Origin of the sequence: Paenibacillus sp. FSL H8-0548, assembly GCF_038630985.1 — a bacterium.
Taxonomy (GTDB): domain Bacteria; phylum Bacillota; class Bacilli; order Paenibacillales; family Paenibacillaceae; genus Pristimantibacillus.
This window is the reverse complement of sequence record NZ_CP152049.1, coordinates 4,829,416-4,841,202: the sequence shown is the minus strand read 5'-3', so window position 1 is coordinate 4,841,202 and position 11,787 is coordinate 4,829,416. Positions and strand designations below refer to the sequence as shown.

The window sequence follows — 11,787 nt, the reverse complement described above, 5'->3', positions numbered from 1 at the left end:
TCTTATAGTCGAATTCACCAAGCGCAGTATGGTCTTTAATATGAAAACAAGGAATGCTAACTGGAGGTACAGAGATGAACGAGTCTATAGATATCTATGACGTCACCATCATTGGAGGTGGCCCTGCGGGCATGTACACAGCCTTTTACAGCGGGATGCGTGATTTGAAAACGAAGCTAATCGAAGCAAGTGATCAATTGGGCGGAAGAATGCTCCTTTATCCTGAGAAATTAATTTGGGATGTGGGAGGAATTACACCGATTCGCTGCGAAGTGCTGATTCGTCAATTGGAGCAGCAAGCAAAAACATTTGATCCGACGATCGTGCTCGGGCAGGAAATTATTAGTACGGAGAAGCAGCCGGATGGAACTTTTCTGTTAACTTCGGCGACTGGAGAACAGCATTATAGCCGTACGATTATTTTGACCGTAGGTTATGGCATCAATAAGCCGGTCAAGCTCGATATCGAAGGTGTTGAACGGTATGAAGTGGGTAATCTACATTACACCGTTCAAGAACTGAATATATTCCGAGGCAAGCATGTCCTTATTTCAGGCGGCGGTGATTCTGCTGTAGACTGGGCTAACGAGCTTGAGCCTTTAGCTGCAAGCGTGACGATTGTACATCGGCGAGAGAAGTTTAGCGGACATGAGAAAAGTGTTGCGACTATGAAACAGTCGTCTGTAACGATTGCTGCGCCATATGTCATTAAATCGCTTTACAGCAGCAATGGAGCTGAGATTAATAAGGTCGAGATTGCACATACGGAAACGAGTGAAAGTAAACTGATTGAGGTAGACGCCGTTATCGTGAATCACGGTATGGAAGCTGATTATAACGCGCTTACGCTATGGGGATTGAAAGCGGGAGAGTGGGAGATGAAGGTGGGTACAAGAATGGAGACAAGCATCCCTGGCATCTATGCGGCTGGAGATTTTGTCACCTACGAGAGCAAAGTGAAATTGATCGCGGGCGCATTCACTGACGGCGTGCTTGCCTTAAACAGTGTGAAGCTGTATCTTGATCCCGAAGCACCGAAGGTAGCTTATGTTTCCTCTCATAACGAGCGGTTTAAGGAAAAAAATAAAGCGCTCGGCGTTGTGGAGGAAGAATAAATTGGCAAGCTAAACATGGTAATCTCGTTCTGAACGGAGTTATTATTGGCAAGACGGTTTCCGCTGATCATTCAAAGAGGCTGTCCCTAAGGTCTATAACCTTTTGGGAGAGCCTCTTTTTTTGATTTTGGTAGAGAAATAACATAGAGCATAATGGCAAAATTGACGTTGATAGTTTTAGAATAAGGCTATGGCCAAAAGAGCAAATAGAGATAAAGCTAGAAGACCGCCACCGAACCATAGCGAGGTGTAGGCTTTTCGTGAATCTCGGTTTCCGCCTGTTGGCCGTAAATAAAGGTGATTATTTTCCATTTTAACGATAACGCCCTCGTAGTATCGCCCATCGCAAGTATGCACACGGACCCTGCAATTCATATGGTTCATTATAAAATGATGCATTTCATTCATACTAATTCTACCTCCCTCCACTATAAAGCTTTTCATTGTTTCGAAGCTTCGTAATAAAAATAGAATAGAAGCGGATTTCTCCGACTCCATTTCTATATTCTATGAAAAGAAATCTCCCTCAGATTGGACTGTATATGAAATGTGCAGTTTGTGCGGAGGATAACCATGAATCGTGTCGAATTCAATAAGCTTAGGAAATTTTAGCAGCAGAGGTGAATGTTATGAAAATGGTACGTTGGGGAATTATCGGATGCGGAGAAGTGACGGAAGTAAAAAGCGGGCCTGCTTTCCAAATAGCGGAGCATTCCGTGCTCCAAGCCGTCATGCGGCGCAGCGGAGAGCTTGCGAAGGATTATGCGGAACGTCACCAAGTTCCCGAATGGTTTGATAAGGCTGAAGCGATTATACATCATCCTGAAATAGATGCGGTTTATATTGCTACTCCGCCCTCCTCACATATGACCTATGCATTGATGTGCGCCCAAGCGGGGAAACCGGTATACGTAGAAAAGCCGATGGGGATGAATTCAGATGAGTGTACAGAGATGCTGCGCGCCTGCAAGGATGCCGGCACAGCTTTATTCGTTGCTTATTATCGAAGAGCGCTGCCGAAGTTCATTCAGATTAAGGAATGGGTCCAAGAAGGTCGAATTGGCGAGGTATGCTTCGTGAAGGCAACGCATTATGCTCCGCCATCAGAGGAAGAGAAAGCGGGAAAGGCAGTATCATGGAGAGTGGACCCTGCCTTGTCCGGTGGAGGCAAATTTGTCGATGTGGCTTCGCATACGCTGGACATTTTCGATTTCATTCTCGGCCCGATTAGCAAGGCGCAAGGAGTCGCGGCCAATCAAGGCGGGCTATACGCGGCCGACGATATCGTATCGGCTCAATTTACGTTTGAATCCGGCGTACACGGGACGGGGGTTTGGTGTTTCGCGTCGTTTGATTATTACGAAATGAACGAAATTGTTGGCAGCCAGGGACGCATTCTTTTTTCAACGTTTGGAAACGAGCCTGTTGTTCTTCAAACCGAATCCGAAAAGATCGAGGTCCAGTTTGAAATGCCCAAGCACATTCAGCAGCCTCTTATTCAAAGCGTGGTCGATGAGCTAATTGGCAAAGGATTATCACCTAGCACAGGAGAGTCTGCGATGCGAACAAATCGGGTTATGGATGCGATATACGGTTCGAGCAGTATCCTACATGATTAACATTACAAGAATGTTTCACTGCTTGTCGTACTATATTATTTAGGTATGAGTTGATAGCTGAAAAACAAAGTACTAAAGGAGAGAGGGATGGCGATGTGGGAGCGTAAAGAACTGAAACGAAAAGCCAAGGAGGTGCTGCGGACATCATATTGGAAGGCATTTTTGGTGAGTATTATACTCGCATTTGTCAGTGGAGGCGGCAGTCCTCCGAGCTTTAACTTTGGCTCATCTGGTTCCTCGGGAAATTCAGGCTCCTCCGGCATGGATGTGAATTGGGGGGCTCTCGGACCTTTCCTTGCTATCGGGATCATCATTTTTCTTGTTGTCTTTCTGTTAGCCCTCGCGTTTCGTGTTTTGCTTTGTTTTCCCCTTGAGGTCGGCTCGATGCGTTACTTCAAGCAAGCAGCGGAACAAGAGGTGAATTTGAACCATTTAGGCTATGCTTTTAACAAGCACAGGTATTTGGATATTGTGAAATCAATGCTGTGGAGAGCCTTTCTGAATTTCTTATGGTTTCTGCTGCTCATCATCCCCGGAATCGTGAAATCCTACGCATACAGCATGGTGCCGTTCATTTTGGCGGACAACCCCAACATTGGGTATAGGCGCGCGGTAGATTTAAGCAAGCAAATGACACGAGGACACAAAGCTCGCATATTCGTGCTTGATCTCAGCTTTCTCGGCTGGATCCTTCTCGGTCTGCTGGTATTCTTCGTCGGCGTTTTATTTGTAATGCCCTATATCAATGCCACGAAGGCGGAGCTTTACCTGACATTACGTCAACTGGCGTTGAAGGAAGGGCTGACAACGGAAGAAGAGCTGAGGCTAAACCAGACACCTGTCTTTTAAATCGAGAAAACCTTAAGGTAGAGTGATTGGAGCTCGGATAGTGGGAATCCGAGTGAAAGAGTAAGTGTCCAAAGGCTGCGCCTGACGCAGGTTTGGGGGCTGTGACAGGTCGTGCACAAGTGACCTGTTGCAGCCCCTCTTTGTTTTTTAGCCGTCGGAACTGAGTGAAGGAATGGTCCAATACATTTTTAGATGGAATTTCTCCTGCTAAAATAACGTAATTCGCTTGGTGTAGGAAATAGAAGGAGTTTGTCCTGTTAATTTTATCGATTCTCATGAATTCAGGCTGATTCCTTGGAATTAGAGGGAGAAATTCCAGTTAAATGCCAGAATAAGTAAAAACCAATCGGAATAACGGGAGAATTTCCATCTATATAAGTTGAACCTAAAAAATGAAGTTAAAGCGAAGCGAGAAGATCATTTCTCTAGAAACGAAGTGTTCGCCTTTGCAGCCGGATTCTTACCTTTAAATGTCTTAGGAAATCAATAAATCTGGCTGCAACCGCGACCCTTCAGAATGATCTACTCGCGAAGCGACCAAAACCATTCCTATGATCATAATAAAATGATTTCTTAGTTGAATGTTGAGTAGAATTACACGGGTTTAAATGGTCAAGTCCATATTTGTGTGTAAAATCTCATCTAGCTTAGCGGAAAGGATATCAACGGTTTTTTCGCCATTCATGGTGGGCAGTCATGTCCATGAATTTGCGGCTGGTTTCCCAGTGTTCTTCAATTTCCATGAGCACAGCCCCAATCATGCGTACCGCGGCTTCCCGGTTTGGAAAGATGCGAATTACGCTTGATGGTCTGCGTGAAAAGCTGTTCAATGATACGACTCGTGCAGGCAGACAGCTAGTTCTGGATAATACTATTGAGGATGCGTACATCTTCGACTTGCCGGAGATTCAGCGTGAAAGGGGAACCATTCTGGACGATATGGAGAAAGAGTTTAGAACGCTGGCGATTGTTTCTGCTGGGGATATAGATGCGCTATATGCAGATTTCAAGAAAAAGTACTTGGCTGAGGGCGGAAGCGATTGGATTAAACAAGCTACGGAAATTTACAACAAAGAGCAGGCTGCTAAATAATTGCAAATCATGTTGAAAAGTGTTGGATCAGGAGCTTTCCTAGTCCAACACTTTTTTTGTATTTGTGCACTCATTCGAGACCGCTCGTTTTCTTTTTCGTATAGAATGAGGAGAGAAGGATTTTGAAACGAATGGAGGAGCAGAAATTGCGTATGATCTTAGAGAATATCGTCAAGCGATTTGCGGATAAACAGGTGCTGCAAGGAGCGGGATTCACCTTTGAGAAAGGGAAGATATATGGGCTGCTAGGCCGCAACGGTGCAGGCAAGACGACGTTGTTCGACTGCCTGAGCGGAGAGAAGGGCATGGATGGAGGACAGGTGCTGCTGGAGGAGAATGGCCAAACTCGGAAGCTAAACGAGCAGGATGTCGGATATGTGTATTCCCTGCCGATTTTGCCTGAGTTTCTGACGGGCTTTGAGTTCGTGAAGTTTTTTATGGATATTAATCGGGACAAGCTTCAAATGGAGCAGACGATTGACGATTATTTTGACATGATGAGCATGACAGAGGAGGATCGTCACAGGCTGATTAAAGGCTACTCGCACGGAATGAAGAATAAGCTGCAGATGCTGCTATTTCTCATAACGAAGCCACCGATTATTTTGCTGGATGAGCCGCTCACCTCCTTCGATGTCATTGTTGCACTGGAGATGAAGAATATGTTGAGGGAGATGAAGAGCGATCATATTTTAATTTTTTCCACGCATATTCTGCAATTGGCCTCCGATCTGTGTGATGAGCTGGTTGTATTGAACAAAGGGAAATTGTCTGCCGTGCCGTCAGAGCTGCTGCATAGCGCGGAATTCGAGCAATCCGTCATTAATCTGCTGAAGGATGAAGCCCATGATGAGAACGCTTAGTACACTGCTAGCTATTCGCACATCTATTACGGCCAATCTGTTCATTTATTACATTCAGAAGCTGCCGCTGATCGGCAAGCTAGTCAGGGACAGCTTCTATGCCAATTTGGAACTCAAAAAGGTTGTTTCTGTCATTGCGCTGCTGTTCACCCTGCTATGGGGATTCTTGCTCCGATTTATGTATCTGGGGATACTTGTATATCTTCCTGTAATCGGATTAGGAGAGGGATTGTCAGAGGAGAATCAGCTGCGGCAGTTTATACATATCTTTGCCATTATTAGCTTTGTGGTGGCAGGTGTTAGCAGCGCGACTGTGCTTGAACCAAAGCGGGAGAAATACGTAGCGGTCAAGTTGATGAGATTGTCTCCAGCTACCTATATGCAGGCTTCGCTTGGCTATCGTTACGCGACTTTTTTCGTGTATCTGCTGCCTGCTATGCTTGTGTTTGGCACACTCATGGGAGCCTCCATAATAGAAGCTGTTCTGCTGACGTTATTGATCTTGCTGTGGCGAATTCTAGTGGAGTATGCGCATCTTAAGCTTTTTGAGAAAACCGGCATTGTACTAATTAAACAAACCGCCCTCGTGTGGAGCGTGATTTTTCTGGGCTATGCCGCTGCGTATTTGCCGCTACTGCTGGGGAAGGTTCTGTTAACAGAATCGTTTCTTCTGAGTCTGCCTGTCTTTATTGTGATTACGGCGGGAGGTTTGTTCGCAGCCATTCGGTTGGCCCATTATTCCGATTACAGAGGAGTGGTTGATGCCGCAAGCAAAAGAGATGATCCTCTGCTTGATGTAGGTCGAATGATGACGGATGCGCAGAAGAAGAGCGTCAAGTCGAAGGATAGTGACGATAATATAAATCTGAGCCAGCAGGACAAGCTTAAATCAAAGGATGGTTATGCTTATCTGAACGCAATCTTCTTCCTCAGGCATCGCAGCCTATTGAACGGCCCTGTTAACAAACGATTAACGATTATCGGCGCTTTTGGAGTGATAGGTGTAATCCTCATGCTTCTATTTCGGGCGCAGATACAGGAACTGAAATGGAGCTTGGAAATGATTTTCCCCTTCTTGGTTCTGATTATGTACTTCATGTCCATAGGTGAGAAGATATGCAAAGCGATGTTCTATAACTGCGATCTTAGCTTGCTGCGGTACAGCTTCTATCGAAACGCGGCGTATGGTCATTTTTTGATCCGACTTGGAAAAGTGATGAGCTTGAATCTGCGGATTGCCGCCGCTCTTGGTGTGTCATTGACAGCAGTCACAGCTGCAGCGGGAGGAGAGTGGCTGAATAGAGAACTGCTTATGCTTTGGATCTGTATTATTTCATTGGCCATTTTTTTCACTGTGTATCATTTGTTTACGTATTATATTTTTCAACCTTATTCTACGGAGTTGAATATTAAAAATCCGCTGTATTTTATCGTGAACATGGTCGTGTCATCCGCGTGCGGAATTAGCATTATTTTGAGAGTGCCAGCAGATTCTTTCACTGTTATTATTTTTTCTGCGACGCTCATTTACCTGGCTGTTGCCCTTGTTCTTGTGAAGAAGTATGGGCCGAGAACGTTTCGGGTGAAATAAAGACAGCTGGAGTGACTGGAGTTCTGATCTATCTGTTCGTTATCTGCAAACCATGCATATTTTTTTGGCTTTTTTACAAAACTATGGTGTAGACAATATTATCAGATCGACAGGGAGGTAAGAAGCACACTTGGCTAAGCATACAGAAACAAGCTGGAAACAGGATCATCCAAGCACGTTGTTAAGCAACTCTGTCGAGAAGGCTAATCACGCGGTGAAGCAAGCGATGTCACACCCGGCAGAGCAAACGGTAGAGCAAGCTTATGATTCCATCTCTCATGCAGAAAATGCGCTTAATAATGCAATTCAACAGCATGAGCATATGGACATTGTCGAGCAAAATAAAGAGCAGCTAGAGCTATCCAAGCAGCAATTGTCCGCGGTACAAGAGATATTGGAAGATCGGTAATATAAAAATAATAACCTCCTTCTGTTTTACAAAACGGAAGGAGGTTATTTTAATTGTGCGCGTTTGCCATTTTATTATTTCACAGTCATGGCAGGACATTTCTTTCCGAGTCATCTAGTATAGCGCTACAAGAACGGCTATAACGCTATGAGCATACGCGCTGCATGGTTTTAGAGGCAGACATAACTTTCAATTTAGAAGGGCCGGTGTCTAGCACCGGTCCTCTTCAAGTTTTGTCCGTAGTATGCCTTCGGCTGCGAGCCTACAATAAAATCTATAACCTGCGATTCACATCTAAGAAGGAGAGGTGCAAGACCGATGCAAAAGCCCGACATGGCAACTAACGTTTATGCCGCAAAGGGATACTGGTCCCGATTGGGCGCCCAAATGTATCAGTACAGAGCTATGTATTTACTCGCGTTACCCGGAATTTTATTTTTCTTATTGTTCAAATTGACGCCATTATGGGGGCTGATGTTCGCGTTTAAGGATTACAATCCCTACCTAGGATTCTTTGGCAGCGAGTGGGTGGGCTTCAAGCATTTTAATGCCTTATTTGGAGATCGGAACTTCTATATGATGCTGCGAAATACGTTCGCAATTAATGTGTTCGGCATCGTATTTATGTTTCCGCTGCCTATCCTGCTAGCCCTTATGCTTAATGAGGTTCGACATGAAGCATTTAAGCGGATCAATCAATCGATTGTCTATTTACCCCACTTCTTATCATGGGTAGTCGTTGCGAGTATGACGTTTTTTGTTCTATCCACTGATGTAGGAATCGTGAACAAGCTCATTGCAGAAGCCGGCTATGAGACGATTTCCTTCTTGTCACAGCCCAAATACTTCTGGGGGCTAATTACGGCACAAAGCATGTGGAAAGAGGTAGGCTGGGGGACAATCATCTTTCTAGCTGCCATGGCGGGTGTTGATCCGCAGCGCTATGAGGCAGCTGTTGTAGATGGTGCCAACCGCTTCCGACAAATCTGGCATATTACGCTGCCTGCGATTCGACCAACGATTATCATTTTGCTTATCCTAAGGCTTGGCCAAATGGCGGATGTTGGCTTTGAGCAAATGCTTCTCATGATGAATCCGCTCGTCATGCAGGTTGCTGAAGTATTCGATACGTATTCTTATACACAGGGGATACTGCGGGGACAAATCAGCTCTGGAATTACGGTAGGCATGTTTAAAGGTGTGGTCGGCTTCATACTTGTCATGGGCTCCAACTATATTGTGAAAAAATCTGGTCATGAAGGCATTTATTAAGAAGGAGGAGAGTAAAGATGAGCTTTGTATCCCGCAAAAAATTAACGGTATTTGATTGGATTAACTACAGCCTGCTCGCGATCATTTCCTTGGTCTGTTTGATCCCTTTTCTATATGTATTCAGCGTATCCTTTACAGACCCGTCGGTGTATGTGCCGCTTCGCTTTTATTTATTTCCAGAGAAGTGGTCGCTGGCCGCTTATTCCTATATACTCTCGACAGACAGCTTCATTAATGCACTTAAGAGTACGACCTTCATCACTGTGGTCGGTACTGCGCTGAACCTGATCGTATCCTTCTCAATGGCTTATGCGTTGACCAAGAAAGCGATGCCTGGCCGCAGCATGATGATGGGCTTTATCATTTTCACACTCGTGTTTAATGCGGGGCTTGTACCCAATTACTTGCTCGTTAAGGAGCTAGGTTTGCTAAACTCATATTGGGCACTCATTTGGCCAGCTTTAACGAATGCTTGGAGTCTCATTATTATTAAAAGCTTTTTGGAATCGCTGCCTTCAGAGCTTGAGGATGCAGCGAAAATTGACGGCTGCTCAGATATCGGTGTTTTTCTGCGCATTGTCATTCCGCTTTCCATGCCGGCGATTGCGACATTTACGCTGTTCTTCGCAGTCGCTCACTGGAACACTTATTTTAATGCCTTTATTTATCTTTCTGATTCCAGTAAATGGACGCTTCAAGTGTTAGTCAAAACGTTAGTTATCGACTCCGACAATGCCGGAATGGCAGGATCAGGCGGGGACGAGCGGTCGGTGCCGCAGGAAACGATTCGTATGGCATCGATTGTGCTTGCGATGGTACCAATTCTGGTGATTTACCCATTTCTTCAGAAGCATTTTGCCAAAGGGGTCATGCTCGGATCGGTCAAAGGATAACAAATTACTAATTTGAAGGAGGCAATACGACAATGTCTGAAAACAAAAAAGCTTGGTGGCAGAAGCCGCAGCGAATTATTCAAACGAATCTGCAGGTGAAGGACACGCATCTCATCGATCCACGAAAATTAGCAGGGCAGATGAAGGAAATGGGGGCTACTACTCTTGTCTTCAATGTTGGCGGCATCTATGCGTGGTACCCGTCCAAAGTCGATGGACATAAAGTTAATGAATATCTTCCGCAAGATTTTGATTTGCTGAAGGAAGTGATCGCAGCCTGCCATGAACAGGGTATCCGTTTCATCGCGCGATTGGATTTCAGCAAGACGGAGGATATCGTATTTCTTCGCAAGCCGCAATGGTTTGTCAGGCAGCCCTCCGGCCAGCCGGAAATTATTGGCGCTCATCGGCCTGGAAGCTGGTCGCTGCTCATGAGCACTTGTATTAATGGAGCGTACCGCAATGAGGAGGTTGCGATTCCCGTTCTTGAGGAGCTGCTTAACAACTACGATATCGACGGCATTTTCTTTAATGCACCACATTATGTTCCGTGCTATTGCGAGATATGCAAGAAAAAGTACAATACCCTTTACGGGACAGATATTCCGCTTGATCGCAACGACTTTGCGGAGGATTGGTCCTCCACTTGTATTCGGGACAATATGGAGAAGATGTACCGTTTTATTAAGAACAAACGGGCAGATGTGCCGATGATTCTCTATTACAATCTATACAAAGACAATCTATACGCTCGTCTAGAGACGACTGATATGTTATGTACGGAGCCGCAGGACGTATTGTCGGATGGCCATCAACGTATTCCTGAGTTTTGGAAGCCTGCACTGAGCATTAAGCTCGGCCGCTCGATTCCTGGAAATCCTGCTCCATTTGGCATTGTCCATTCAAGTCCGGGCATGGAGTGGAGGCATACGGGGCTTCCGCCTGCCGAGTACCGCTTCTGGCTGTCCCAAATTCCAGCTCATGGCGGCAGCATATGGCATTCTCTAACGGGAATTCCGGATACGATAACAGATAAACGAATCTTAGAGACCGTAACGACCTTTAACAAAAATGTCAGCAAAGTTGAGAGCTATATGGATGAAGCTCATACGCTGGCGCAAGTAGCGTTAATGTGGACGGCAGATGCTGCAGCAGAAGGCTGGGCTGATGGATTGATCAACCGTCAAATCCCGTTTGATGTGCTGCTGCGTGAACAAGCAACGAAGGAGCGTCTGGCAAGATACAAAGCGTTAATTATTCCCGAAAATATGAAGCTTACGGATGAATTCATTGGCGTGATAAGCAAATATGCAGAAGAAGGCGGGTATGTCATTGTCGAGGGAGAGGTTTCCCAGCAGCAGAAGCTGCGCAGCTTGCTTGGAATAGCGGCTGAATCAACGGTTAGTGAGCCGCTCACCGCTGCTTATCTTCGCTTTGAGGGGCTGAATAATCCGCTTCAGGCTGAACTGGAAATGACCGAGCTTATCGCCTTTAGAGGGAAGGTTCAGTATACGAAGGCGACAGGCTCGGAAGCGAGTATACTCGCAACGCTAGTACCGCCCTTCTCACCGCTGGAGAGTGTAGGTGCGCCGCCAGAGCGTGCGTCCTTGCCTGTCAGTCATACCGATATTCCTCTTTGTGTTCATCATCAATTCGGAACTGGAGGCGCCATCTATTTATCCTTTTCATTAAGCGGGCTAATTAATGAATTCAAGCTGGGGGAGCATTATCAGCTGTTATCCAATATGATAGATTTGACGCTTGGAGAGAAGAAAATAGTACAGGTAAGCCACTATCAGGGGCTGCAGCTGTCGCTGTTCGAGAAAGACGGCGCGCTGCTCATCCATCTAGTTAACGGGGCGGGAAGAAGGCCGCTCGCAATGAACATCCCGCTTTCCGATATCGAAGTGAAGGTTGCGCTTAATGGCCGCAGGATCGCTGATGTGCAGCCATTGATTTCCGGTGAACCGCTGTCGTATGAAGCAGATGAGCAGTATGCTGCGCTGACGCTGCCGAAGCTGGACATTTGGGAATGCCTGCGTGTTACCTTTCAATAGCGCGGAATAGAATTGCATGGGAGGAAC

At 45.8% G+C, this 11,787-nt stretch carries 11 protein-coding genes; 10 read left to right on the top strand and 1 reads right to left on the bottom strand.

Annotation, left to right across the window (positions count from 1 at the left end):
* Window positions 1-74 precede the first annotated feature (74 nt).
* The 3 genes from MHI37_RS21140 to MHI37_RS21130 all read left to right on the top strand — a co-directional run bounded on the left by MHI37_RS21140 (window position 75) and on the right by MHI37_RS21130 (window position 3,583).
* A complete protein-coding gene (locus MHI37_RS21140) occupies window positions 75-1,115 on the top strand; it encodes an NAD(P)/FAD-dependent oxidoreductase (RefSeq protein ID WP_076339048.1) in 1,041 nt (346 codons plus the stop codon).
* Between the two features lie 629 nt (window positions 1,116-1,744).
* Entirely contained in the window at window positions 1,745-2,734 is a 990-nt protein-coding gene (locus tag MHI37_RS21135) for a Gfo/Idh/MocA family oxidoreductase (protein ID WP_076339046.1), read from the top strand.
* A gap of 93 nt (window positions 2,735-2,827) precedes the next feature.
* Window positions 2,828-3,583, top strand: a complete 756-nt coding sequence (locus MHI37_RS21130) for a DUF975 family protein (protein ID WP_076339076.1) — start codon at window positions 2,828-2,830, stop codon at window positions 3,581-3,583.
* A 662-nt stretch (window positions 3,584-4,245) separates the two neighbouring features.
* Here MHI37_RS21130 and MHI37_RS21125 read toward each other — a convergent pair.
* Window positions 4,246-4,473, bottom strand: coding sequence for a transposase (locus tag MHI37_RS21125; RefSeq protein WP_144023779.1), 228 nt, complete (start codon window positions 4,471-4,473; stop codon window positions 4,246-4,248).
* 7 nt (window positions 4,474-4,480) lie between these two features.
* On the opposite strand from MHI37_RS21125, the gene MHI37_RS21120 reads away from it, so the two are divergent.
* The 7 genes from MHI37_RS21120 to MHI37_RS21090 all read left to right on the top strand — a co-directional run bounded on the left by MHI37_RS21120 (window position 4,481) and on the right by MHI37_RS21090 (window position 11,760).
* Window positions 4,481-4,675, top strand: a complete 195-nt coding sequence (locus MHI37_RS21120) for a hypothetical protein (RefSeq protein WP_144023778.1) — start codon at window positions 4,481-4,483, stop codon at window positions 4,673-4,675.
* Between the two features lie 131 nt (window positions 4,676-4,806).
* Window positions 4,807-5,538: an ABC transporter ATP-binding protein gene (locus tag MHI37_RS21115; RefSeq protein WP_256710666.1), complete on the top strand. Its 732-nt coding sequence runs from the start codon at window positions 4,807-4,809 to the stop codon at window positions 5,536-5,538.
* Entirely contained in the window at window positions 5,522-7,129 is a 1,608-nt protein-coding gene (locus tag MHI37_RS21110; RefSeq protein WP_076339044.1) for a hypothetical protein, read from the top strand. The genes MHI37_RS21115 and MHI37_RS21110 overlap by 17 nt, the downstream gene beginning before the upstream one ends.
* Window positions 7,130-7,259: 130 nt before the next feature.
* Complete coding sequence (locus MHI37_RS21105) at window positions 7,260-7,538, top strand: hypothetical protein (protein ID WP_076339043.1); 279 nt, start codon at window positions 7,260-7,262, stop codon at window positions 7,536-7,538.
* A 318-nt stretch (window positions 7,539-7,856) separates the two neighbouring features.
* Window positions 7,857-8,810, top strand: a complete 954-nt coding sequence (locus MHI37_RS21100; RefSeq protein ID WP_256710663.1) for an ABC transporter permease subunit — start codon at window positions 7,857-7,859, stop codon at window positions 8,808-8,810.
* 17 nt (window positions 8,811-8,827) lie between these two features.
* Complete coding sequence (locus tag MHI37_RS21095; protein ID WP_076339042.1) at window positions 8,828-9,703, top strand: carbohydrate ABC transporter permease; 876 nt, start codon at window positions 8,828-8,830, stop codon at window positions 9,701-9,703.
* 32 nt (window positions 9,704-9,735) lie between these two features.
* Window positions 9,736-11,760 carry an alpha-amylase family protein gene (locus MHI37_RS21090; protein WP_076339041.1) on the top strand — a complete coding sequence of 675 codons (2,025 nt, stop codon included), beginning with the start codon at window positions 9,736-9,738 and terminating at the stop codon, window positions 11,758-11,760.
* The last annotated feature ends 27 nt before the right edge of the window (window positions 11,761-11,787 follow it).

Coding starts and splice junctions, on each gene's coding strand:
- MHI37_RS21100 (WP_256710663.1), top strand. CDS start 7,857: ATGCAAAAGCCCGACATGGCAACTAACGTTTATGCCGCAAAGGGATAC.
- MHI37_RS21095 (WP_076339042.1), top strand. CDS start 8,828: ATGAGCTTTGTATCCCGCAAAAAATTAACGGTATTTGATTGGATTAAC.
- MHI37_RS21140 (WP_076339048.1), top strand. CDS start 75: ATGAACGAGTCTATAGATATCTATGACGTCACCATCATTGGAGGTGGC.
- MHI37_RS21135 (WP_076339046.1), top strand. CDS start 1,745: ATGAAAATGGTACGTTGGGGAATTATCGGATGCGGAGAAGTGACGGAA.
- MHI37_RS21125 (WP_144023779.1), bottom strand. CDS start 4,473: ATGTACGCATCCTCAATAGTATTATCCAGAACTAGCTGTCTGCCTGCA.
- MHI37_RS21090 (WP_076339041.1), top strand. CDS start 9,736: ATGTCTGAAAACAAAAAAGCTTGGTGGCAGAAGCCGCAGCGAATTATT.
- MHI37_RS21130 (WP_076339076.1), top strand. CDS start 2,828: ATGTGGGAGCGTAAAGAACTGAAACGAAAAGCCAAGGAGGTGCTGCGG.
- MHI37_RS21110 (WP_076339044.1), top strand. CDS start 5,522: ATGATGAGAACGCTTAGTACACTGCTAGCTATTCGCACATCTATTACG.
- MHI37_RS21115 (WP_256710666.1), top strand. CDS start 4,807: ATGGAGGAGCAGAAATTGCGTATGATCTTAGAGAATATCGTCAAGCGA.